Origin of the sequence: Sellimonas intestinalis, assembly GCF_001280875.1 — a bacterium.
In the GTDB taxonomy this organism is placed as follows: Bacteria; Bacillota; Clostridia; order Lachnospirales; family Lachnospiraceae; genus Sellimonas; species Sellimonas intestinalis.
This window is the reverse complement of the sequence record NZ_LGAJ01000003.1, coordinates 469,396-493,055: the sequence shown is the minus strand read 5'-3', so window position 1 is coordinate 493,055 and position 23,660 is coordinate 469,396. Positions and strand designations below refer to the sequence as shown.

Genomic DNA, 23,660 nt, shown 5'->3' with positions numbered 1-23,660 from the left:
CACCACTTCCATTCTTCGTAACTACTTCAGGCTTTTTTCTACTAATGCTTTAATTTCTTCTTCAAGTATTTTTGGTTCAGTAAATCCCTCATTAAATCCGTCTATTTTTTTCAATGACTGAAACAATCTTCTATAAAGAAAATTCATCTTATCATAGTTCATTTCCCCACCTATACAAGTTACATAAAATGCGTGATTTAACAATTCTAATGGAAATAGTGTTTCAAAAAATCCATTTATTCCATTCGGAGTATAGCAACATACAAATAATCCTACTCGCTTTTTCAATAGCTGCTTTAAGTTATGTTTACAAAAACGAGTTATTTCTTTTTGAATTTTTCCCATATAGACCGAACCACCTATTAAAATGGTATCATATTGTGATACATCAATTTTGGAATTTTTAGCAGAAAATACTTTTACGTCACTTTGTAAATAAGATTTTAAGATTTCCACACACTTTTTTGTGCAGCCATATTTAGTGGCATAAATGATTGCAATTTTCATTTTATTTCCCCCTCACGATAAATCTTGTCAAACTGTTCAATATGTTTTCCCAAAATTTCTATTGCCTCCGCTTCCTTCTCGGCAATACCGTCATATCTGTTCAGCAAAAGAAAAATGGGAGCGAAAAATTGTAATGCCATAATTTTAGGGTCTGCTTTCCGCATATAACCTTGCTTTATCATTTCTTCAAAAATTTGAGCTTGATTAGAAATCGCAGTATCAATATACACTTCCCGATAGATACGGTCTATTTCCTTGCTTTTATATTTTTCAATAGAAAGCATCTTTCGGAATTGAGAAGCATAGGGGTCTTTTAAGTAAACAGGCTATCAAAAAGGCTCGATTGGCAAAAGGGATGACCAGAGATGACTTTTTCAAATATTAGTTCAATTTCTTCCATGATAGATTGGCTGTCATTTTTCATACATAATAGCATAGCCAAGCAAGCTTGCATATCTGACATATTATCTAAATTAAAAGAAGATTTTCCATTTTCAATATCCGGAAAATGCTTTAAAATAATTTGACGTATTTGCTCCAATTCTTCCTTAAAACATTCCCAAGGGGTACTAAACACCCTGGCCCTATAATAAACTTCATCAGCATGTATTTCATGAACTGCATATTTCTGTATTCTTTTCAATTCATCTAATATCTGACTTTTAGGAAAATACCGATTATTATATTTAATTTCTGTTTCAAATTCTCTCCATTGTCTTTCTGTTTGGTGAAACAGGAAAAGTAAAAGCATCATCCACTTATTATTTTCATCCATAAATTTACTGTTCTCTCCTCATCCATTGCTTTCCTTAGTATATCAAAATATTCCCTCTTTTACTAGCTTCTACATGCTAGATTATAAGAAAAACGCCCTGCCAAAAGGCAGAGGAGCATAAAGAAGTATTGTAAAAATACTGACCTATGCCAAGTGAACGGGAAATAAGAAAACTCTATGTGAATGGATTAACCATTTGTATAGAGTTTTTCTTTTGTTATGGAAAAATTTTCAGCGTCCGCAGGACGCGCAGCCGTCACCGCAGGTGGCGATCTTGGGGGCTTGGGGGATTATCCCTCAACAAGCGTTTTGACGGGTAGAAAACCCGCCAAAATCGCAAACATGTACATGTTTGCATTGCTTGCCAGTATGTGAAATCAAATATTCGCAAACCATTCGGAGTATTTTCAAACTATTCAGAGTAGCGCACCCGATCGGAGTATGATAAATTAAATACATGCGAATTTCATGTCGCTATTTTTTAGCGGCACAGGTTAGCTATAACTAACAATATCATGGAGGAACTAAGCTATGGAAGTAAAAAGTAAACGGCTGCAAGCCAAAGACCTTATCAATGTGGGGATTTTTACCGCAATCTACTTTGTCATTTTCTTTGCCGGTATGATGTTAGGATATATCCCCATCTTCATTCCACTGCTGGGGCTTGTATGCCCGATTTTGTGCGGGATCCCATTTATGCTGTACTTAACGAAAGTCAAAAAATTTGGAATGGTTACTTTGACGGGCGTTATTCTTGGCCTGCTTAATCTAATCATGGGAAGCGGCGTTTTGGTACTGGTTGGCGGTATAATCTTCGGTGTTGTAAGCGATCTGATTTTAAGAGCTGGTAAATATCAAAGCTGGAAATGCGTCTTGCTCGGAAATGGTGTTTTTTCTCTTTGGATTATGGGATATGTAAGCCGCATGTTTTTGACCCGGGACGATTTCTTTTCCTCTCTTGTGAGCAGTTACGGGCAGGAATATGTGAATACGCTGATGTCCTATACTCCCGGCTGGATGTTCCCTGTTCTATTCGTCGTGACCTTCATCGGTGGCATCTTGGGAGCCTTGCTTGGAAAAGCCGTATTGAAGAAGCATTTTGAAAAAGCGGGGATTGCTTAATGGATGCGGCGCTTTCATTAAAATTTGAGAAGAAAGCCATTCTCCCTGCTGACCCTCGAACGAAACTTTTTTTAACGATTACAGTTAGCACTATTATGATAACCGGAGGCACGGGCGGGTTTATGAATTTTGTCCGTCCGTGTCTGATGGCTTGTCCTATCGTTTTTCTATTGCTTTCAAAGAAATGGAAAGCGGCTGCCAGATTTACGGTTACATATGCTATCTTGTTTGCCTTGGAATTGACGGTACTGCCTTTCCTTGCGGGTACATGGAACTTTATCTTAGGCGCTGCTGTTGGAATTTATACGCACATGCTTCCCGGATTTATTATGGGATATTATTTAGTAAGCACCACAACAGTAAGCGAATTTGTAGCGGCTATGGAACGAATGAGAATCCCGCAAAAGATTGTTATTCCTGTATCGGTAGTGTTTCGTTTCTTTCCTACGGTAAAGGAAGAATACGCAGCAATTCGAGACGCAATGAAAATGAGAGGCATTACGACGCTGCGCAGCCCGATGAAAATGCTCGAATACCGTGTTGTACCCTTGATAATGTCTATAGCAAAAATTGGGGAGGAACTATCTGCTGCTGCTTTAACCCGCGGCCTTGGCGCACCGCAAAAGCGGACAAATATTTGCACAATCAAATTCGGCCTGCTGGATGTATTTTTCTTTCTGCTGGCTATTCCTTGCTGGGTAGGATTTTTTATCTGTTAAAAAAGGGGGTGGCTCTTGATTGAATTGAAAAATATCAATTTTCGTTATACCGGTGGAACGGATGCCGGTGGTTTGGAAAACATTGATCTTACTCTCCCAAACGGGCAAGTGATTCTTTTATGCGGACAATCCGGCTGTGGAAAAACCACCTTGACCCGTCTTATTAACGGTCTTATCCCCAATTATTATGACGGTGAATTGACGGGGGAAGTCTTATTAAATGGAGAGAATATCAGCCAGCTTCCCCTTTATGAAACCGCTAAATACGTTGGCAGCGTATTTCAAAATCCACGGACACAATTTTTTACAGTGGATTCTACAAGTGAGCTGGCTTTCGGATGCGAAAACCAAGGTTTATCAGAAAATGAAATTGTAGAGCGCATTAAGTTTACCGCCGAGCAATTCGGTATTGAGGCGCTGATGGGCAAAAACATATTCTGTCTATCCGGTGGAGAGAAGCAGAAAATAGCTTGTGCCTCCGTATCGGTAAGTGACCCGCCGATTATAGTTTTAGACGAGCCTTCTTCTAATTTGGATATATCTGCGACCGAGGATTTACGCCGTATGATTCAGCTTTGGAAAAAACAAGGCAAAACGGTTGTTATTGCAGAGCATCGACTGTATTATCTACGCAATCTGATCGACCGAGTGTTATATCTTAAAGATGGAAAAATTGAAAAGGATTTTTCGGCACCGGAAGCTCTCGCTCTGTCCGCTGAACAGCAGATTAAAATGGGGTTACGCCCTTTTAATATTTTTGAATTTCCGGTATCTATCCATCCTTGTGCAGATCAACAGTGCTTTGAGTGTACGAGTTTTCGTTTTTCTTATATAAAGCAGCATGACGCTCTCCATATTGATTCCCTTTCATTACCACAAGGCGGTATTATTGCTGTGATTGGCCACAATGGAGCTGGAAAATCTACTTTTGCCCGTTGCCTTTGTGGACTGGAAAAGCACTGCAAAGGCATTGTGAATATTAACGGAGGACAGTATAATAGAAAGCAAAGATTATCACGGTGCTACATGGTTATGCAGGATGTGAATCATCAGTTATTTACAGAAAGCACCGAAGAAGAAATGCTTTTGAGTATGAAAGAGCCGGAGCCTTCCAAAGCTGAACAGATGCTAAAACGGTTGGATTTACTTCCATTCAAAGACCGCCATCCAATGGCCTTATCCGGCGGTCAAAAACAGAGGGTAGCGATTGCCACCGCTTTAATTTCCAATAGAGAAATTTTAGTGTTCGACGAACCGACCAGCGGTTTGGATTTACAGCACATGAAAGAAGTGGCGAAAGAGTTGACCGCCATACAAGATATGGGAAAAACCTCTCTCGTAATTACTCATGACTATGAATTGATCGTTAGCTGCTGTACTTATGTTTTACACTTAGAGCATGGTGAAATTCAGGAACAGTATATATTGGACGAAAAAGGGCTCCAGCGGCTAAAGGAGTTTTTTATGGAAACGAGGTGAAACAGCATGAATGGGAACGATCATTTTTTTATGCAGCAGAATATGAATCTGATTTGCCGTGACGAATCTTGTTCCGTCTATCAGATGAAAAATGATACCGGAGATGGAACCAGTACATTTTATGAGGTCTATCCCGGCATTGGCGTAATGTATAATGATTTCCATATGGAAAGCTGCCCTTCAAGAAAGTTTGAAAATAGCACTCATACTTTTGCTATCCACCATTGCAGGGAAGGACGAATTGAATGGGAAGTGAGCAACGGCGCTTATCTTTATCTCGCTTCTGGTGATATTATGCTGGACAGTTCCACTACCGAAAATAAGTATTGCAGTTTTCCGGTAAGCCATTATCACGGGATTACTATAACCATCTCTGTGCCGAAGGCTATTGCGGAAATCAGCGAATTACTTTCTATGTTTTCGATTGATCTCGAGCAGTTAGAACAGCTATTTGCGTTGAAAAACCGGCCTTTTATTATGCACGGCGATTCTGTTTCCGATCATGTGATTTCGGAACTTTATCACATTCCCGATTCTATTCGGCTTGAATATTTGAGGGTGAAGGTGCTGGAGCTGCTTGTCACCTTAAAAACAATCGACCCTTGCGCCCTTGGAGAGGAACGACCTTATTTTTATAAAACACAGGTAGAAAAAGTCAAGGCGATTATGGCTTTTATGACAAGTAATCCAGATCGCCGCTTCACAATGGAGGAACTTTCTGCAAAATATGATATATCTGTTTCGGCCTTGAAGCAATGCTTCAAGGGTGTTTACGGAACAGCCATTTATACTTATATGCGGAATTATCGGATGGATTTAGCAGCCTCCCTTCTCGCACAGACGGACGAGCCAATTACGGTTATTGCAGGTAAGGTAGGATATACCAACACCAGCAAATTTTCCGAAGCGTTCAAAAATGTTAAGGGAAAAACCCCTTTGGAATATAGAAAAGTTAAAATCTAAATGGAGCAAAACCCACCTTTCCAGAGTGGCAGCCGCCTTAAAAAATTGCAATAATTAGAGAGTGTCTAATGTAAGATACTCTCTAATTTTTTATTTAAGGAGGAAGCAAAATGAAGCAAAAAAGCTGGATTTCTATTGTATTCTCCTTTGCTTCACAGTGCCGGATAAAAATTATCTTATCCGTGCTTTGTGCAATCATCAGCGTTGTTGCCGGTCTGATACCCTATTGGAGTGTTTATCAGATTATATCCCTCTTTATCGGCGGCTCTCCTGTGATGGCAGAGGTTTGGAAGTGGTGCCTGATTGGACTTGCTGCATATGCAGTGCGGTTCCTGCTCTACGGGATTTCAACCAGCCTATCCCATTTTTCAGCATATACCATTCTGGAGAATATACGGCTCGGCCTTGCAAAAAGATTGATGAAAGCGCCCCTTGGTACTGTGTTGGGGGAATCCGTTGGGAAGTTAAAGAGCGTTCTTGTAGATCGTGTGGAAACAATAGAGCTTCCCTTAGCTCATATGATACCTGAATGTATCTCCAATCTTCTTCTGTCAATCAGCGTGTTTATCTATTTGGCTTTTATTGATTGGAGAATGGCATTAGCCATGCTGGTAACAGTTCCCTTAGCATTTATTGCCTTCGCCATAATGATGAAGAATTTTAATAAACTGTATGCGGACTATATGGAGTCAAGCAATTATGTGAATGGTGTTATTGTGGAATATGTGGAAGGGATTGAGGTCATTAAAGCATTTAACCAGTCATCCACTTCCTATGAAAAATTTTCAAAGGCAGTGCAGTCATTTAAGGATTACACTTTGAAATGGTATCAGAGTTCATGGAAACTAATGAATTTTATTTCCGCTGTGCTACCTTCCACTTTTTTGGGAACACTGCCGATTGGCATGTATTTGTATTTAACCGGAAGTCTTGCGCCGCAGGATCTTGTGATATGCTTGATTCTTTCTCTCGGCATTGTAGGACCGTTGATGAATTTTACCACCTATGTAAATGAAACAAAAGCCATAGAATATGCGGTGCATGATGTTGACAAGCTGCTCCATGCAGAAGAATTACCGGACGTACAGCAGATGGTACAAGTGAAATCACAAAATATTGAATTGAAAAACATATCGTTCTCTTACGACAAAGAGAATGGGAAGCAGGTACTTTCCCATATCAATCTTAAAATTCCAGAAGGAAAATTTACCGCCCTTGTCGGCCCCTCTGGTGGTGGAAAATCTACGATTGCCCGTCTCATTGCCCGATTTTGGGATGTAAATGAAGGTTCCATTCAAATTGGTGGTATAGATATTCGCACGATACCATTAACCCAGCTTGCCGATCTTGTAAGTTTTGTTACACAGGATAATTTCTTGTTTAACTGTTCCATCAAAGAAAATATTCGACTTGGAAATCCGCAGGCCACCGATGATGAAGTCTATGCTGCGGCGAAAGCGGCTTGCTGCGATGAATTTATAGAGAAGCTGGAAGATGGATACGACACGGCAGCCGGTGATGCTGGAAACCGTTTATCCGGCGGTGAGAAGCAGCGTATTTCCATTGCCCGTATGATTTTGAAAAATGCTCCCATTGTAATTTTAGACGAAGCTACCGCGTTCACCGACCAAGAGAACGAAGAAAAAATACAACGGTCTATTGCGGCTTTAACAAAAGGTAAAACTTTACTGGTAATTGCCCATCGTCTTTCAACCATTAAAAATGCCGATCAGATTATCGTGTTAAAAGACGGACAGATAGAAAATACAGGTACCCATGAACAGCTTTTAAGTAAAGATGCTTTGTATAGAGATATGTGGGAAGCTCATATTGGAGCGCAGAATTGGTCTGCCGGCTCCAGCGAAAGGAGGTAAAAGATATGTTTCGTATTGTAAAGCGTTTAATCCATTGGACGGGAAAATATAGAAAACGTATTTATATTGGGTTTGTTTATGCTTTTTTTCACAGCATTTTTACTGCAATTCCAATTATGCTGGCGGCTAAAGGATTGAGCGCCGTTTTAGACGATTTTCATGGAGCGGCCGTTTTACAGGCGCAGGATATATGGTTTCTGCTTGGTGCTATGGTATTGGCCGTGTTAGGCAGATATATATTCTCCTACCTGCGTGCTAAAACACAGGAAAGCGTAGGTTATGAGGCTACGGCTGATGAAAGGATCCGGCTTGGCGATATTATGAAAAGAGTGTCGTTAGGCTTCTTTAGTAAAAATAATATAGGAGAACTCTCCGCTGCCGCGACAACAGATTTGTCTTTTTTAGAAATGTATGCAATGAATATGGTGAACACAGTAGTCAACGGCTATATCACTGTGATCGTCCTGATTCTGTTTCTTGCCTTTTATAGTCCGCTTGCAGGTATTGTTGCGCTGGCTGGGGTTTTGCTTTCCGCACTCTTTCTGCACCTATTGGAAAAGCAAAGCCGGAAAAACGCCCCTGTTCATCAGAAAGCACAGGACGATATGGTGGAAAGCTCGATTGAATATTTGCGTGGTATGCAAATTGTGAAAGCCTTTAAGCAGGAAGGCGTTTCGATTGCGGGAATCCAAAAGGCTTATAGGGACAGTAAAAAAATCAATATCAAAATCGAATTAGAGTATATGCCCTTCAACTGTCTGCACCTATTTTCCCTAAAAGCCGCTTCGATTGTCATTGTAGCGGTTGCCGCCCTTCTTACCTTTAACGGAAGTATGGATTTGCCGACTATGCTCATGCTGGATATGTTCTCGTTTATGCTGTTCGGCAGTGTGGAAACCATGAACAATGCGGCGCATGTGTTAGAGGTGATTGACGCAACACTGGATAAGCTGGAACACATTGAACACGCTGAAATTATTGATAAGAATGGCAAAGATATTGCACTAAAAAATGCGGACATTGAATTTCAAAATGTCACATTTTCCTATGACAAAACTCCGGTCCTTAGAAATATCAGCTTTTCTATTCCACAGGGCAGCACAACGGCTATTGTAGGACCCTCCGGCAGCGGCAAAACTACAATTTGCAACCTGATTGCCCGTTTCTATGATATAGACAGTGGAAAGGTTCTCGTCGGCGGTGAAAATGTAAGAGATATGACCTGCGACAGCCTGCTTCGCAATATTTCAATGGTTTTTCAAAAGGTTTATTTGTTCCATGATACGATTGAAAACAATATCCGCTTTGGAAATCCCAACGCTTCACAGGAAGAAGTGATTGCAGCCGCTAAAAAGGCTCGCTGCCATGATTTCATCATGGCGCTTCCAGATGGGTATCAAACCGTTATCGGAGAAGGCGGCTCTACACTTTCTGGCGGTGAAAAGCAAAGAATATCTATCGCCCGTGCCATTCTGAAAAATGCGGACATTGTTATCCTTGATGAAGCTACTGCAAGTATCGACCCGGAAAATGAGCATTTGATTCAACAAGCAATCAGCGAATTAACTGTAGGAAAAACGGTAATTGTTATTGCCCACCGTTTGGCTACGATTGAACATGCAGATCAAATTTTGGTAGTAGATAACGGTCAAATCGTACAAAAAGGTACTCATGGGCAACTTATCCGGCAAGAAGGAATTTATAGGAAATTTATCAATATTCGTGAGCAGGCCGAAGGCTGGAGTATTGCTTAAAAGGAGGTGTGTCAATGGCTTTAACACCAGCGATGGAGGATTATCTGGAGGCTATCTTAATGATAAAACAGCAGCACGGTTATGTTCGATGCGTAGATGTTGCAGAGCAGTTAGGGGGAAAAAAGCCTTCCGTAAGCCGGGCAGTCAAGGAATTGTCCAAATCCGGCCATCTTGTTAAAAACGCTGACGGTACACTTTCCTTAACAGAAACAGGATTGCAGCTTTCCGAACAGATTTATGAAAAGCATCGTTTTTTTACAGAACGGCTCATAGCGGCAGGTGTAGACCCCAAAATAGCAGAAAAAGACGCTTGCAGTATTGAACATGCAGTTAGTGCGGAATCCTTTCAAAAATTAAAGAAAGCATTTAATGAAGGCTAAGGAGGTGGTGATATGGGAAATTAGCTGTACTTGATTTAGCCGAAAGCGGCTGGCAGATTGGAGAAAAGTTGTTTGCCCTGCTATCCGCAGATCAGCAACGGGAGTTGACACAGTTTGTTCTCAAAGGTACAACAGATCATGTCAACATAAACGACATACCATATCAGGCCATCTTTCGAGGCAGATATTCTATCCCCAAAAAGTCTAATCATCCCCTAACGGAAGTTCAGGCAGGAGATTTATACTTCTGCTTAGAACAGAGACTTGTTACAATCCGGGAACAGCCAATAGAACTAACCGTCAAGGAATTTGAAATCTTCTCCCTGCTTATCTTAAATCCGAAGCGGGTATTCACCTATGAGATGCTAATGGATTTGATATGGGAAGAAGATTACACGTATTACTCTCGTAAGGCGGTCAACAACCATGTAAGCAATCTGCGAAAAAAGCTTAGGGTTGCTCCTGACCTGCCGGATTATATCAAAAGCGTCTACGGTATCGGCTACAAGTTTGAAATATGAAAGGCAGAAATGCCGTCATGATTTTCATATCATGGCGGCGTTTTTTAATTCCCTAAAATTTTTCCACTTACCCATGCAACAATCCCCCGAAAAATGTACTGGTATATGAAAGGTGTTTTTTGACTGCCACAAATTTATTTTCAAAAAGGGGTGTCATTTTGCTTTCAAAATGTGCAGATAGATAGAGTTTTTTAACAGCCTGAAAGGAGGCGATGAAAATTAAAGAAAAAATCCCCATCATGACTTATTCCCAGTACCGCAGGGCAAGAAAGCTGGTCCATCAGTGCTGCAACTATGAGAGCGGGAACTGCCTTGTCCTTGACGATGGAGAAGAATGCGTGTGCGTGCAAAGCATTTCCTACTCCCTGCTGTGCAGATGGTTTTGCGCCGCTGTCCTGCCTTTGGATGAGCCTTTGGCGGCTGCTTTGCTTTATCGGAAGAAACACAAACGGTGTGCTGTCTGCGGCCAGCCCTTTCTTCCCGGTTCCAACCGGGCGAAATACTGTAAGTCCTGCGCCACTACCATCCACCGCAGGCAGAAAACTTTAAGCGACCGGAAAATGAGGGCTGCCTGCGGACAATTAGAGACGAAAAACCCATGATTCTATAGGCTTTGTAAACGCCGGTCAACGGGATAGAGGGATAAATCCCTTATACCCGCCCAAAACGGGCTTCTAACCGTCCGCACAGGCCTTTAACCTAAACGGGATTTTCCCGAACAGGCGGCAGGTTGAGTACATATAGGTTCCCGCTATATTTTGTCCGCCTAAACGGAAATATCCAGGATTGGTTTTTCAGGACATGGCAAAGCTGACGCTCTGGAGCGCCCATATCCTGTATTTCAACCCGTGGCTTTCCCGTCTCTCTGACAGCCCGGATTTAGACGGTAGTTAATAAGAAAGAGTTAATGTTAAGACAGTCAATATCAATCAATCTATCATGTCGATGGATAGGAAGGAGAATTTATGATTCCATACAAGACAGATACCGAAATTTCATCTTACATCATTTTCCCACGTTTCCTAATCCCCCTGGACTTATCCAATGACGCCAAGGTGCTGTACGCCTTGCTTCTGGACCGGGCGGGGATTTCCAAAAAGAAAGGTTATATCGAAGCGGACGGGACTATCCGCATGTACTTCACTGTGGAGGACGCCAAAGCGAAACTCCGCCGAAGCAGACAGGTAACGACGCGGGTGTTTCACGAACTGGAATCCTGCGGTCTGATCGTCCGCCGGAAACAGGGCCTCGGCAGGCCAGCTATTATCACGTTGAATTTGCCTGTTGACAAAAGGAGGGGCGCCCATGATTGATGAGCAAAAACTGTATGAACTGCTAAAAGATTTTGACCCCGCTGTGGGGGAACGAATGGAAAAGCATTTCAAGGACGGTGCGTATCACTTTGATTTGGGAAACAGCAAATATACATACTTTGAAGGTGCCTCCGTCTACACGGTCATTCCCTATTTTGCGGAAAAAGGCTCGGAAGGGATTGTGAAGAAATTAAAGCGGCTGATGGAAAAGGATTTACAGGAAAAAGATTCAGAGACATAGCTGAAAAATCTAAGTCGGAGCGTTATAATAAGGGCAACCGTTTACTTGGCTGCCTGAACAGAAAGGAGAAGCAAATGAACCAGCAGCCAGAGAAAATCACCGCATTATACTGCCGCTTGAGCCAGGACGACGCCCTGGATGGGGAAAGCAATTCCATTACTAACCAGAAAGCCCTGCTGAGCAAATACGCGGCCGACCATGGATTCCGGAACATCCGGTTCTTCGTGGACGATGGATTCTCAGGGACCAGCTTCCAGAGGCCGGGGTTTCAGGAGATGATGCGATATGTTGAGGATTACAGCGTATCCGCTGTGATTGTCAAAGACCTGTCCCGGCTGGGCAGGGAGTATTCCTATATGGGGCGGCTTCAGGATTTCATCTTTCCTGCCTATGACGTCCGCTTTATCGCTATCAACGACGATGTAGACAGCGCCAAGGGGGAAAATGATTTTGCGGTGTTCAAAAATGTATTCAACGACTACTACGCCAAGGATACCAGCAAGAAAATCCGGGCGGTGGTAAAAATGCGGGGCGAAGTCGGGGAGCATCTCGCCAGCAACCCGCCTTATGGGTACATAAAAGACCCGCAGGACAAAAAGAAATGGATTGTGGATGAAGAAGCGGCAAAGGTGGTGCAGCGTATCTTCAACCTCTGCATTGCGGGGAAAGGCCCCATGCAGATCGCAAAAATCCTCACAGCCGACAAGGTGCTGACCGTGACCGCCTATCACGCAAGGCAAAAAGGCTGGGCCATGCCAGACAACCTCTATCAGTGGTGCGCTAAATCCGTCGCCGGGATATTGGAACGGCGGGAATATACCGGCTGTACCGTGAACTTCAAGACCTATACCAAGTCTTTGAAATTCAAAAAGCGGATGGAAAACCCGGTTGAGAACCAGAAAGTCTTTGAGGACACTCAGCCTGCCATCATTGAGAAAGTCCAGTGGGAACGGGTACAGGAGCTCCGGAAGAACAAGCGCAGGCCAACAAAAACAGGAAGGACCAGCATTTTCTCCGGCCTTCTCTACTGTGCCGACTGCGGAGCCAAGCTGTATTTCTGCGCCTGCAACACTTACAAGGACGACAGCCAGAACCATTTCGTCTGCTCCAATTACAAGAGCAACACCGGCTCCTGTAAAATCCATTATATCCGGGAACAGGTGCTTTACCGGATCGTGCTGGAGACTATCCAGCGGACATTGGTTTACGTCCGTATGTTCCGAAAGGACTTTAAACTGGAAATGTTAGCACAGGACGAGGAAAGCCGCAAGGCGGAGCTGGCGGAAAAGCAGAAAGCCCTCTCCGGGGCGAAGAAGCGGATGGAGGATTTGGACAGGATTATCCAGCACATCTATGAGGACAATGTGCTTGGCAGGCTGTCCGACAGCCGGTACTTAAAATTATCCCGCCAATATGAGAAGGAGCAGGCGGAGATTGAGCAGCTTGCCGCCGTATTGGAACGGGAAATTGAAACACAGGCCGGGCAGGTTTCCGATGTGAACAAGTTTCTGAAGCTGGTGGACAAGTACCTGGATATTCCGGAACTTGACGCTGCCATTCTCAATGAGCTTGTAAGCAAGATCGTGGTGCACAGCCCGGTAAGGGAGAACGGGAGGAAGCATGTACAGATCGATTTGTATTTTACCTATGTGGGGCAAATCCGCATCCCTTTGAAGATTGGAAGGGAATCCTTAAACGAATCGGAACCGGCGTGACTTAACACACCGGTTCCGACACCGATTTTTTTACTTCCTTATGGGACACTGTCTAAGCAGAGCGCCTTCATCCTTTCCATATTATACTATCCGAAACATTTTCTGTGAAACTGTCCCTTCTCCATTTATCTTTTACATTTCCTTCCTGGCATTCTCCAGTTCTTCCACCCGCTTTAACTCATATACGGCGTCCTCCAGCCCCAGATGGGTATAGGTGTTCAGCGTTACTCCGATATCGCTATGCCCCATCAGATACTGGAGCGTCTTTGGATTCATACCTGACTTCGCCATATTACTGCAGTAAGTATGGCGGCAGACATGGGGTGTAATATTCGGCATCTGAACCCGGTAAATGGCGTTGTATCGTTTTACCATATGGTTAAACCGATGCTCCCAATGCATTGCCACCAGGGGAAGCCCCTCTTTATCTGTAAACAGGAATCCTGTGTATTCGTCCACCACTCTCTCATACCTTGGTGCTTCCCGGTCCTCGATGATGGCCTGGAAACACCGGAATACGTCTTCGGACATCGGCAGCTTCCTGGTTCCAGCATTGGTTTTCGTTGACTCGATAACCAGCCACATATCAGAAGTTGTCGCCTACTACCACCGCAGCAAACTCAAAACATCTGCGCCAATCCGTCAATGATGCTGTTTCTTCGCCCGCTGATACTTAAACTCCAGTTGTTCACCAAATACAGCCTAAAAGTAAGTAATCGTAGCCGTATTCGCCAAAGTTTTCTCGCATTATTTTACAAAAAGGGGAATCCCTATTTAATTTTCTATTTTTGTTCATTTGTTCCCATGCTTATCATTTCACTGTTTCTTACTAAAAATTTTGAACTCCCCTTTCTATATTTTTTCGAAAATAGGTTGAATTTATCCTATTATTGGATATAATAAAAGTAAATAGCAAAGGAGGTCTCGTTATGAATATCAACACAAAAAATCTAGTTTCCATCACTGATGCCAATCAAAATTTCTCTAAAGTAGCCCGCCTCGTAGATGAGAACGGTTCTGTTATCATATTAAAAAACAACGTCCCCCGATATCTAGTCATGGAATTCAGTTCTGCTGAAGAAGAACAACTTGCCGCCGATGAAGATGTCATGTCTATTTCCAAACGTCTCATTGAAAAGAACCGGCAGGCTTACGAGGTACTTGCCAAATGATCCGATTATCCAAGCCACAGATACTTTTGCTGCATGAACAACTCATTGCAGAAACCGGAGGGTCATCGGGCCTGCGCGATGAAGGAATGCTGGACTCTGCACTGAATACCCCCTTCCAAACCTTTGCTGGAAAAGATGTCTACCCATCACTCCAGCAAAAGGTAGCCCGTCTTTGCTTTGGCCTGGTAAAAAATCATCCCTTTGTAGACGGGAACAAACGTATCGGCGCACATGTTATGCTGGTGTTCCTCGCCTTAAATGGGATCGAATTACAGCATACGCAGACAGAACTGTCCGAGGTCATCCTGCAATTAGCGGCAGGCACCCTTCAATCCACTGATTTACTGGACTGGATACTCTCACATCAGATATAGTAACAAGCGATGATACTCTTTTTTAAGAATATCATCGCTTTATTGTATCATCTATAAAAACTTGTCACATCAAGGCTCTTTCGAAAATGGTGTAGTAGTGGTGTAGTAAGCGCCTTTCTGTTTCGTAAACCCATTGATTTTACTGGCTTTTCCGGGACTTTTCAAGATACTGCCGTGGCAGATGAATAATACTTTTATCATGTTCGCATTTCTCCTTATATGTTGGTTTTTTTCTGAGAAATTATATACTTCATTTCGCTATGTTACACTGAACTACATTTTTTACAATTTACCGAAAGCATTATAATGTAAACTCTATGATTACTTTTCCTTTTCATATACAATTTTACACTGTTGGCAAACTTTCTTTGTTAGTAACAGATTCCATGCATGCATTCTACTATGCCAGCGTTTATTCTTCAGAAATGTATTCCAATCCATTTCTAATACTGTTTGTAACTCATAGTTATCATCAAACTTACATACAATAACATACTCAAACTTCTGATTATCTGGTATATTTGATTCTGGTTCTTCTAATCCATAAAACACACTTGTTGTATTGCTACTCGTTGATTTTATACTGTATCTATCACCTTTTCTGCTAATCGCATCAATATTTTCTGTTCCTACTGGTGCGGGTGAAAGATTAGGCAAACCAGGTGTATTATTATATAGTTCTATTGCCAAATATTCGCCAAGTTCTCCAACTACATTATTTGTTCTAATAACCCCACGGTGTTTTAATTCTTTTATGGCCATACTATACAGTTGAATTATTTCTTTAGTTTCTTTTTCTTGCAAATTAATCATTTTATCCTCTGTTCCTTTTAATATTCAATCTTTACCATATTCTCTTTTCAAAATGACTATCTATTCTAAAATCTATTCTTTATTCTCATGTAAAGTTGGATGTTGCATGTAAAAGATTTTTTTCTGCCGTTCAATTTCTGTTTTTAACTGCTCTTTTGTAGGCAGATAAGTCAAATATTTTGACATAAACAGTCGGTCGTTGTCATGAAGTACCGAATATCTGGCAATATCCTCATCTGTTTCTGAACACAGCAGAATCCCAATGGTAGGGTTATCTCCCTGCCCTCGCTTTAAATCATCATACATACGCACATACATATCAATCTGTCCTACGTCTTGATGAGTAATTTTGCCCATCTTCAAATCGATTAGGACATAACACTTAAGTTCAATATTATAAAAAACGAGATCAAGATAGTAATCCGAGGTTTCCGTTACAATGTGCTGTTGACGAGCCACAAAGGCAAATCCTCTCCCCAGTTCCATCAAAAAATCTCTAATATGTGAAAGAATGGAGGACTCTAAATCTCCCTCTAAATAGGTATCTTCATTTTTAAAACCGAGAAATTCCGCAATCATTGGACTTTTAATCAATTCAAATTGATTTTTCTGAAATTCCGCAGTTTTCTGTTTCATTTCTTCAATTACAGCCTCTTTTTTCGGCGTCTGAAGAAGTCTGTAATAATATTGCGTACTAATATTACGGTCTAACGTTCTTGAGCTCCAACTCTCGTCAACCGCCTCTTTCATATACCAATAGCGTGCATTTTCATCTGTAACACGAAGAAGACTCCTAATATGCGTCCAGTTAAGATTGTGAACGCATGCGTTCATAATCTGCTCATCGGGAAAGTACTGATAAAATTTGATGTAATAATGCAAGTTTCTTTTGGAATAATTTTTACCAAACTCCTTTGTCAAATCCTCTGCCAAGGCAGAAATCAAACCTCTACCGTACTCTGCACGTTCACTGCCACCCAGTTCTTGCTCTACAATTCGTTTACCTATATTCCAATAGGTAAGCAGCATTGCCTTACTGGAAGCACTATAGGCAGCCTCTTGTCCAGAGGAAATAATGCTTTTAATTTCTGTAATAACTGACTGGTATGGAGTCAAATGTTTTTCCATCATGTCACCTCGATTCCCCATAATAATTATATTTTAACTTGCTTTTCCTGTCGTATCAAGGCTCTTTCGAAAATGGTGTAGTAGTGGTGTAGTAAGCGCCTTTCTGTTTCGTAAACCCATTGATTTTACTGGCTTTTCCGGGACTTTTCAAGATACTGCCGTGGCAGATGAATAGTATCTTTATCATCTATTTTCTACCTCTTTCTTTTGAAATGATATGCTGGTTTTTACCCTATTTTATGCGGATGTTTGAGGTTTTTGGATATTTCTTTCTTCACTATATCTTTGGCAAATCATAGCATAAGTTTGCATACTTTTTCTTTCAATCATGCTAAAATGTCATGTTAAATTAGTGTTTTAACATTATCGATTTCTGCTTGATATATCGCTCAACTGATTACTACTACTTTTTTCAATTCCTCTTTCGCATCTTCGAGTCCCAGATGTGTATGTATTAAGAGGACACCAATATCGGAGTGCTTCATCAGATACCGAAGAGTCTTGGAATTCATACTAGATCTCGTCATATTAACTACAATATGTATGCCTGCATACATGTTGTGTTACTTTCGGCATCTCTGCTTTGTATATCCTGTTGTATTTTTCTCTTATATGCTGAAAGTATTTTCCCCAGTGTAAAGCAACCGTAGGTTTATCATTTTACAACAAATAAAAAAGCCTTAGTTGAGGCCTTTTTCTATTGCACTATTGCATACAAGAGAGATAATTTTTTGCCAATACTGTCCACAATCCTTTCTTGCTCTGCTACAGGAGGAAGGGGAGCAGAGCCCTCTTTAACATATCCTGGGTTAGCTGATTAATGGATGTTGAATTTCCATCGTCAAATATACCTCGGAATTGGCTTGAACGCAGATAGTGCAGAACATATTTGTAATAGCTCGTTTTATAAACAGCCATAAATACACCAAATGATGCAGGTTCTTTCAAATTACCAATAAGTGCACATTTTCCAACCATTAGGCAATTCAAATGGCAACTCATCTTCAATACAACGATATTTACCATCAGAGTACATCTCATAATAAAATATTATCGGAACATTCTTGTTAAAATTAAAATCCTATTCGAGCTCTAATGTCATTTAACCACTCGCCTTTATATTTAAAGAACCTTGGTCCTGCAATCGAATATTTCTTTCCAGATATAAGCTTTGCAGCAGCTGTCAATGACATTTCCTTCCCCTTATATTCCACTTTTCTATCACCGACAACCTTGCACTTAATACTCGGATCATCATAATATTCGATTTCTTCTCCTACTGAAATCTGACATTTAATAAAAGAAAAATTCTCCGCTTTTTCATGGCTTTCTGTGTCAATTTCCTGTGCCAACTGTTCCTCCAGTGCCTCTACATCACTTGGAACAACTAATTTCAGATTTTCTTTGCAATCGTGGATTTCTGCCATTGCTTCCAAAATTGCATAGGCTTCTTCCGGCTTCATTGCGTAGAATTCACGAATCCTTTTCTGACCATTAAAGTCATCAATAGAGCGCAATTCTGGATTTAGCTTATCGATAATTGTATGAAGCTTTAAGTCCGATAGTCTTGAGTTCACTTCGTACGTCGCATATACTCGGAATGCAAACGGAATACACTCGCTGCGATTTAATTGCTTCAATCGCTTGTCTATATCATCTGCATATCCTATTTTCACATAATCTGGGAAAGAAGGATTTGTGAGAATGTATATTACACCTTTTTTATCACTCATATACTTTTTCTCCGTTTAATTTAAAATATTTTTAGCTTTCCCAAAATGCAAATTTTGCCCTTTGGCTTTGCACTTTGAAAAATCACTTTAATAAGCAATCCTAAAATAATCCAAATACGCTTTATATTTATCCTGTGCCGTCAAGCATGTATTTGTCAGATTTCCTTTTTCGTTACTCCACTCTTTTAATCCACGATAATAGAACATCTTTAGATTATCCTCTATGATGAATGGAACAATATTATATTTCAGACATTCTTTAAACATAATCAGTCTGCCAACACGACCATTTCCGTCCTGGAACGGATGAATACGTTCAAACTTCACGTGGAAGTCCAATATATTTTCAAAAGTCTTTTCTTCTTTTCCATTATACTCCGTCAGCAGACCTTTCATTTTATCGGCAACTTCTTCCGGAAGTGCTGTATCCATTCCACCTACTTCGTTCGGTATCTTTTTATAATCACCTACAGCAAACCAATCTTTTCTGGAATCACTAGTACCATTCTTCAGAATCAAATGTAACTCTTTGATGAACTTCTCTGTCAGCGCTGCCTTTGCATTATCAATGATCACATCAATACAGCGAAAATGATTGGCTGTTTCAATCACATCATCCACATTCAGCACTTCTTTTTCTACACCTATGGTATTGGTTTCAAAGATATATCTGGTCTGATCATGTGTCAGGCGGCTGCCTTCGATATGATTGGAGTTGTATGTTAAATCAATCTGTGTCTTATGGTAAATCCCGCCAGAATACTTATTTTTTTTCTGCTCCTGCAAAATTTCCAGCAATGTTATCGGCCGTTCTTTCTTCTTGTTGGAACGCTCAGGTTTTTCTGCATTTTCAGGAATTTTCCAAGTCTTTCCGGTAAGAAATGCACCGTTCACTCGTCCCTGAGCACAATAATTTCTAACACTACGCTCTGATATATTCCACTTTTTTGCTATTTCAATAACTGAACGGTATCTCATCTGCTATCCTCCGTCATAAATCAAATCAAAAAAACAACACTCATCTACTGCTTAGTATATCACATTATCGGCAAAAATATCAATCCTTATCTCTGCCACAGTTCTGTTTTTCAGCCGATAAGCAATGTCTTATTTTACTCCACTTCAATAAAAAAATAGTATTTTTATCATATCTTTTATATCCCTTCATAAGCCTTCAAACCTTAATACAATCGAACATTAGCAGTTCGATTGCCATGTATTACGGGCTTTCCGGCACTTTTTCGATTTTTGTTAATAAAGTTGAGCTCGATTTTAGCACCACAAACAAGACAGTACATATAAAGAACGCCATCCGCTGAGGCTATTCATTCCATTTTAGGCTATTCATTCCATTTTGCATGTCAGAAGTCTTCTAACTTTTTCAATTTAGCATTTTACAGAGTCTTTTTTAACATTATGTAATCATCCGTTCGGTATTCTTCGTAAAATCCGTTTTTTAGGAAAAGAGAAACTGCAGGATTGTCAATTACAATATCATCAAACATAAATTCAATTCCATTTTGCTTTGCACATTCACACAGGAGGTTAAGGCCTAGGGAACCGTAACCTTTCCCACGATACTTTGCCATAACAATTATATCCGCAATATATATTTGCCTGCTCTCGTCAAGGTGATATGCTATCTCACCAACAAACATATTATTATCATCGAGAATATATCTATAAAACCTTTTACCATCAGGATTTCTTACCCAGTAATCATACCAACTTTCCCATTTATCTTTTGGAAAGTGAATTGTACCACCCCACTTTTTATTAAATTCTATGGTTTTTTCATCATTTATTAATTGCTCCCGAAACCACATGTCTTCTAATGAAGGAACAACCAATTTAATCATGTTTTTATCTCCTTCTTAACAATTTTTACAATATACATTTTATCAAGAAACCATGAATACTTCCTCCATTCGATAAATTGTATAACCCTTCACACCCACTATGAGAACTGCTACCCTTTTAGAGTATCCTTTTTCTTCTATTCATCTGATAAAAGTTCCGTAAAATCACGCATTACTATCTGTGATAGTAAGAGCAAGTTTTGACTATTGTGAATGTACCGACCCTTACACAAACTGGAAGCTATCGCTACAGGCAGCTACAGATCTCAATAATATTCTTAACAATATAATCTGGCTTTTCATCATCTCCAGTTATTTGCCAATAACCGCCAAAGCCTTGTTTTATCCATATTGTTCGCATTCCCATTTTTTTAGCGGGCATAATATCATTATCTATTCTATCTCCAATCATTATTGCCTTATTAGCCTCACACTTAGCCCTTTGCAAAGCAATTTCAAAAATTTTAGGATTTGGTTTTGACACACCTTCTTCTGCCGAAGCAATAACTAAATCAATATATTTCATAATCCCCCATTTTTCTAATCTGCTTTTTGTTCCCAATGATTGATTAGCTATGACACCAATACGATACTTTTTATTTAATATCTCAAGGCAATAGGGGACATCTTTGTATAAAATTTCATCTTCGATATACCATTTCCTTTTAGGAAGATGATATTTTATTCCTAATTCAATATCGCCTTTTTTATTCTGTTTATAAAATTCTAATGCTTCATCATAAATAAAAGTATAATCTAACTTTGTAAATTCTGCTATATCACGAAAAATGTGTTTATAAACCAAATGCTCATCAACAAGAGTTGAGCCAACATCAAAAAATATCCATTCTATAATTCCAAACATAAATTTTACCTCTCAAATTTGTTTATTGAATGCTTTTCGTAGTTCATTACTTTTTGACAGCACAAACTCAAATACCATTTTTTAAATTTTATCCCAAACCCACGTGATTCTTAGTAAATCTACGCAAATTCACGAGAAAATGGTATAGTAAGATTACTTAGCGTCATTCCTTTTTCAGAATAGCATACTGAGATGCATAGATACGCCTTGCTTGTTTCTTGTTGAAAAAATAACCAAAAAAAGCGTGCGCCGCTTCAAAAGTATAGCCTATCCCCTGATAATCAACATCCAACAAGGACTACATGTATCACAAACTGAACTTTCATCATCCGGCTCTTCTGTTCTTGAATATGCATCTAACTCACTAATCACTTTACCTGCGTGTTGAAGTATAATTGCGGAATAATACTATGTTTCATTTATACGTTTTTCATTTCTTCTTTCACTTCATTCACCATGTACAACTTCAAAAGAGATTTAGTTAATATGTTGGCTTATGAAATTTTTTATCAGCGCTGCGGCTTCTTCCGCATTGGAAAAGAGAGAAGGGTGGCCTCCTTTTGGGAAAAGATATATGGAAGATTCAGAAAGCATAGAAGCCATTTCTCTATACTCTTCTTCAATATTGTTTCGGCAACTTTCATCTTCTCTACTTCCCATGAATAGGATAGGCGTTTTTAATTCTTTCAACGGCTTATGGAATAGCGGACGCTTTTCCTCCGCACACTTCAATAAAGCTTCTGTATCAAGGTCAACTACCTTTTCCCAGTCTGCGCCCTGACACCATTCGTAAAACTGTCTTGACTGTATATCTTCTTTTGCCATTTTCCTTTCAGATAAAAGATTGGTGGAAAAATCCTCATTAAGAGTACGTCCATCAAAGCTGTCCGCAATAACTACATGAAACAAGTCAGGGCGTTCCAGTGCCGCATTAACAGCCGCCCACGCTCCACCGCTTGTTCCGATAAGGCTGGCCTTTCCACATTGTAAATGTTCCGTAAGCGCGACTGTCTGCAAAGCTTCGTCATGCCACATATCCGGTGTAAAGCTTTCTACTCGGTCGGACTGGCCGTTCCCTAAAAAATCAATCAGAATACATCTGAAATTTTCTTCATATAGTGGCATAAGGAGTTCAGACATTTTCGAAGAGGCGGTATTGCCATGCAGGAAGATAAGCGGCTCTCCTTGTCCATATTCTTCATAAAAAACAGACTTGTCCTGGTAGTTAAAATATGCCATATTCGCACCTACCTTTCTTTTGCTTTATCTACCCCTTGTTTTTGATACTCTGGAAGAACAAGCAATTCTGTAATCGTACCAAAAAAATATCCGTCTGTAAGAATACGCAAACATCCTACAAACAATTTATTATCATACGCTGTAATATTCATCGTTCTAGATAATGCGGTTTGTGTGTGCTTCATATCATAGTCTCCTCTCCATATTTGATTTGCAAGGAAAATGAAGGCCGAAGCAACAAGTTTAGTATCATTAACTTTATATTCCATTGTATTCCTCCGTTAGTTACAAGACAGCCTTTTTCAAATCAGAAATAAATTGTGCCTGTTGCTTTTTCAGATAAGATTTTACAAAAGGCTTCATAAAGAATTTTTTGACTGTTACGTATTCTGTAAAATCAATCTCCGTTTTATTATCTTTGGAAGTAAAAAGACCAATCCAATGTCCTTTCATGTTGCTGTTTTCCATATCAAATTCCCAACGCTTATATGGCTCTGTAACAGTGATTGTAAAAGTGGTCGGATAACCTTCTTTGGTATATTCTATAAACTGCCTGCTACTTATGACTTCTGTTTTACTCAAATTACTACGCCATGTGTAATTTTTAACTGCCGTAATAATTTCCCACACTTTATGAATATCGCAGGAAAGTGTCGCTTTTATATTTGCAGTTGTCATCTTCAGCACCTCCACAGATTTCAAATTTTCATTATCTCACATTTTTACACAGCAGTACGGTAATATAAACTTGCCGTTCTTTCTATTTGATTTTCAAGTATCATATTCTATGAAAATACTTTATTTTTTCTGCTGGTTTTTCATCTAATCCTACTGAAGCATATGGATCTGCTATACAGCTATTCTACCAGAAGCCGCCGTCCCTTTCCACACATTATCAAAAGATAGAGTAACTTCTATTTCATTCTATTGTAACCGTCCAAAAATTCTGCGGATTTCCTGATTTTCAGGAACCTCCTATAATTGTAGTCGATATATATTTAGAATGTTTCACTATAATGATGGGGATCAGTTACAGGTATGCTAAAAGGGAGATACACATTTTGTGCTGTCTCCCTTTTACAATAACTGTCATAGCTACGTTCTCTTAATCATG

At 40.1% G+C, this 23,660-nt stretch carries 30 protein-coding genes and 1 pseudogene; 14 read left to right on the top strand and 17 right to left on the bottom strand.

What is annotated here, in order from left to right; genetic code table 11:
• Positions 1 to 21: 21 nt before the first annotated feature.
• From AOA56_RS03285 to AOA56_RS15785, 3 genes are read right to left on the bottom strand one after another with little or no spacing between them, the layout of a single operon-like run.
• Positions 22 to 507, bottom strand: a complete 486-nt coding sequence (locus tag AOA56_RS03285) for a flavodoxin domain-containing protein (protein WP_053768945.1) — start codon at positions 505 to 507, stop codon at positions 22 to 24.
• Positions 504 to 791 carry a hypothetical protein gene (locus AOA56_RS03280; RefSeq protein WP_242843431.1) on the bottom strand — a complete coding sequence of 96 codons (288 nt, stop codon included), beginning with the start codon at positions 789 to 791 and terminating at the stop codon, positions 504 to 506. Before AOA56_RS03280 ends, AOA56_RS03285 begins: the two co-directional genes overlap by 4 nt.
• Before the next feature lie 29 nt (positions 792 to 820).
• Entirely contained in the window at positions 821 to 1,282 is a 462-nt protein-coding gene (locus tag AOA56_RS15785) for a hypothetical protein (RefSeq protein WP_024732671.1), read from the bottom strand.
• A 531-nt stretch (positions 1,283 to 1,813) separates the two neighbouring features.
• Between AOA56_RS15785 and AOA56_RS03270 the strand changes: the two genes are divergently transcribed.
• From AOA56_RS03270 to AOA56_RS03215, 12 genes are all read left to right on the top strand, one after another.
• Positions 1,814 to 2,404: an MptD family putative ECF transporter S component gene (locus AOA56_RS03270; RefSeq protein ID WP_053768944.1), complete on the top strand. Its 591-nt coding sequence runs from the start codon at positions 1,814 to 1,816 to the stop codon at positions 2,402 to 2,404.
• Complete coding sequence (locus tag AOA56_RS03265; RefSeq protein WP_053768943.1) at positions 2,404 to 3,123, top strand: energy-coupling factor transporter transmembrane component T; 720 nt, start codon at positions 2,404 to 2,406, stop codon at positions 3,121 to 3,123. Before AOA56_RS03270 ends, AOA56_RS03265 begins: the two co-directional genes overlap by 1 nt.
• Before the next feature lie 15 nt (positions 3,124 to 3,138).
• Positions 3,139 to 4,602: an ABC transporter ATP-binding protein gene (locus tag AOA56_RS03260; RefSeq protein ID WP_053768942.1), complete on the top strand. Its 1,464-nt coding sequence runs from the start codon at positions 3,139 to 3,141 to the stop codon at positions 4,600 to 4,602.
• Positions 4,603 to 4,608: 6 nt separating this feature from the next.
• Entirely contained in the window at positions 4,609 to 5,565 is a 957-nt protein-coding gene (locus AOA56_RS03255) for a helix-turn-helix domain-containing protein (RefSeq protein WP_053768941.1), read from the top strand.
• Between the two features lie 110 nt (positions 5,566 to 5,675).
• Positions 5,676 to 7,439: an ABC transporter ATP-binding protein gene (locus AOA56_RS03250; protein WP_053768940.1), complete on the top strand. Its 1,764-nt coding sequence runs from the start codon at positions 5,676 to 5,678 to the stop codon at positions 7,437 to 7,439.
• A gap of 5 nt (positions 7,440 to 7,444) precedes the next feature.
• The gene (locus tag AOA56_RS03245; protein WP_053768939.1) at positions 7,445 to 9,193 is read left to right on the top strand and encodes an ABC transporter ATP-binding protein; all 1,749 of its coding nucleotides are present in this window, start codon (positions 7,445 to 7,447) and stop codon (positions 9,191 to 9,193) included.
• Between the two features lie 14 nt (positions 9,194 to 9,207).
• Entirely contained in the window at positions 9,208 to 9,573 is a 366-nt protein-coding gene (locus tag AOA56_RS03240; RefSeq protein ID WP_053768938.1) for a metal-dependent transcriptional regulator, read from the top strand.
• A 68-nt stretch (positions 9,574 to 9,641) separates the two neighbouring features.
• Positions 9,642 to 10,094, top strand: coding sequence for a winged helix-turn-helix domain-containing protein (locus tag AOA56_RS03235; RefSeq protein ID WP_242843430.1), 453 nt, complete (start codon positions 9,642 to 9,644; stop codon positions 10,092 to 10,094).
• 212 nt (positions 10,095 to 10,306) lie between these two features.
• A complete protein-coding gene (locus AOA56_RS03230) occupies positions 10,307 to 10,696 on the top strand; it encodes a cysteine-rich VLP domain-containing protein (protein ID WP_053768937.1) in 390 nt (129 codons plus the stop codon).
• Between the two features lie 363 nt (positions 10,697 to 11,059).
• On the top strand, positions 11,060 to 11,407 hold the full coding sequence (locus AOA56_RS03225; RefSeq protein WP_053768936.1) for a replication initiator protein A: 348 nt from the start codon (positions 11,060 to 11,062) through the stop codon (positions 11,405 to 11,407).
• Positions 11,400 to 11,648, top strand: coding sequence for a hypothetical protein (locus AOA56_RS03220; RefSeq protein ID WP_053768935.1), 249 nt, complete (start codon positions 11,400 to 11,402; stop codon positions 11,646 to 11,648). The genes AOA56_RS03225 and AOA56_RS03220 overlap by 8 nt, the downstream gene beginning before the upstream one ends.
• 74 nt (positions 11,649 to 11,722) lie before the next feature.
• Positions 11,723 to 13,363: a recombinase family protein gene (locus tag AOA56_RS03215; protein WP_053768934.1), complete on the top strand. Its 1,641-nt coding sequence runs from the start codon at positions 11,723 to 11,725 to the stop codon at positions 13,361 to 13,363.
• A 132-nt stretch (positions 13,364 to 13,495) separates the two neighbouring features.
• Here the strand turns inward: AOA56_RS03215 and AOA56_RS03210 are convergent.
• A pseudogene (locus AOA56_RS03210) lies at positions 13,496 to 13,957 on the bottom strand (tyrosine-type recombinase/integrase); the annotation flags it as partial.
• Positions 13,958 to 14,292: 335 nt separating this feature from the next.
• On the opposite strand from AOA56_RS03210, the gene AOA56_RS03205 reads away from it, so the two are divergent.
• Both AOA56_RS03205 and AOA56_RS03200 read left to right on the top strand, forming a co-directional pair.
• Positions 14,293 to 14,535 carry a type II toxin-antitoxin system Phd/YefM family antitoxin gene (locus AOA56_RS03205; RefSeq protein WP_053768933.1) on the top strand — a complete coding sequence of 81 codons (243 nt, stop codon included), beginning with the start codon at positions 14,293 to 14,295 and terminating at the stop codon, positions 14,533 to 14,535.
• Positions 14,532 to 14,909 (top strand): type II toxin-antitoxin system death-on-curing family toxin, encoded by a 378-nt coding sequence (locus AOA56_RS03200; protein WP_024732672.1) that lies wholly within the window; start codon positions 14,532 to 14,534, stop codon positions 14,907 to 14,909. The genes AOA56_RS03205 and AOA56_RS03200 overlap by 4 nt, the downstream gene beginning before the upstream one ends.
• A gap of 69 nt (positions 14,910 to 14,978) precedes the next feature.
• Here AOA56_RS03200 and AOA56_RS16485 read toward each other — a convergent pair whose 3' ends face one another.
• The 13 genes from AOA56_RS16485 to AOA56_RS03150 form a co-directional block, all read right to left on the bottom strand.
• Positions 14,979 to 15,110, bottom strand: coding sequence for a hypothetical protein (locus AOA56_RS16485; protein WP_270672109.1), 132 nt, complete (start codon positions 15,108 to 15,110; stop codon positions 14,979 to 14,981).
• Between the two features lie 120 nt (positions 15,111 to 15,230).
• On the bottom strand, positions 15,231 to 15,722 hold the full coding sequence (locus tag AOA56_RS03195) for a hypothetical protein (RefSeq protein WP_024732673.1): 492 nt from the start codon (positions 15,720 to 15,722) through the stop codon (positions 15,231 to 15,233).
• Positions 15,723 to 15,794: 72 nt separating this feature from the next.
• On the bottom strand, positions 15,795 to 16,853 hold the full coding sequence (locus AOA56_RS03190; RefSeq protein ID WP_053769093.1) for a PDDEXK nuclease domain-containing protein: 1,059 nt from the start codon (positions 16,851 to 16,853) through the stop codon (positions 15,795 to 15,797).
• Between the two features lie 52 nt (positions 16,854 to 16,905).
• Positions 16,906 to 17,037 (bottom strand): hypothetical protein, encoded by a 132-nt coding sequence (locus tag AOA56_RS16480; RefSeq protein ID WP_278277134.1) that lies wholly within the window; start codon positions 17,035 to 17,037, stop codon positions 16,906 to 16,908.
• A gap of 202 nt (positions 17,038 to 17,239) precedes the next feature.
• Complete coding sequence (locus tag AOA56_RS16860) at positions 17,240 to 17,362, bottom strand: hypothetical protein (protein ID WP_053768932.1); 123 nt, start codon at positions 17,360 to 17,362, stop codon at positions 17,240 to 17,242.
• A gap of 253 nt (positions 17,363 to 17,615) precedes the next feature.
• Entirely contained in the window at positions 17,616 to 17,876 is a 261-nt protein-coding gene (locus tag AOA56_RS15780; RefSeq protein WP_024732674.1) for a restriction endonuclease subunit S domain-containing protein, read from the bottom strand.
• A gap of 47 nt (positions 17,877 to 17,923) precedes the next feature.
• On the bottom strand, positions 17,924 to 18,583 hold the full coding sequence (locus AOA56_RS03180; protein WP_024732675.1) for a GIY-YIG nuclease family protein: 660 nt from the start codon (positions 18,581 to 18,583) through the stop codon (positions 17,924 to 17,926).
• Positions 18,584 to 18,670: 87 nt separating this feature from the next.
• On the bottom strand, positions 18,671 to 19,561 hold the full coding sequence (locus AOA56_RS03175) for a Fic family protein (protein ID WP_053768931.1): 891 nt from the start codon (positions 19,559 to 19,561) through the stop codon (positions 18,671 to 18,673).
• 416 nt (positions 19,562 to 19,977) lie between these two features.
• Complete coding sequence (locus AOA56_RS03170; protein WP_053768930.1) at positions 19,978 to 20,442, bottom strand: GNAT family N-acetyltransferase; 465 nt, start codon at positions 20,440 to 20,442, stop codon at positions 19,978 to 19,980.
• Between the two features lie 247 nt (positions 20,443 to 20,689).
• Positions 20,690 to 21,307, bottom strand: coding sequence for an HAD family hydrolase (locus AOA56_RS03165; RefSeq protein ID WP_053768929.1), 618 nt, complete (start codon positions 21,305 to 21,307; stop codon positions 20,690 to 20,692).
• Positions 21,308 to 21,784: 477 nt separating this feature from the next.
• A complete protein-coding gene (locus AOA56_RS03160) occupies positions 21,785 to 22,546 on the bottom strand; it encodes an alpha/beta fold hydrolase (protein WP_024732678.1) in 762 nt (253 codons plus the stop codon).
• A gap of 8 nt (positions 22,547 to 22,554) precedes the next feature.
• Complete coding sequence (locus AOA56_RS03155) at positions 22,555 to 22,815, bottom strand: GNAT family N-acetyltransferase (protein ID WP_024732679.1); 261 nt, start codon at positions 22,813 to 22,815, stop codon at positions 22,555 to 22,557.
• A gap of 16 nt (positions 22,816 to 22,831) precedes the next feature.
• Positions 22,832 to 23,224: an SRPBCC family protein gene (locus AOA56_RS03150; RefSeq protein WP_053768928.1), complete on the bottom strand. Its 393-nt coding sequence runs from the start codon at positions 23,222 to 23,224 to the stop codon at positions 22,832 to 22,834.
• Positions 23,225 to 23,660 lie beyond the last annotated feature (436 nt).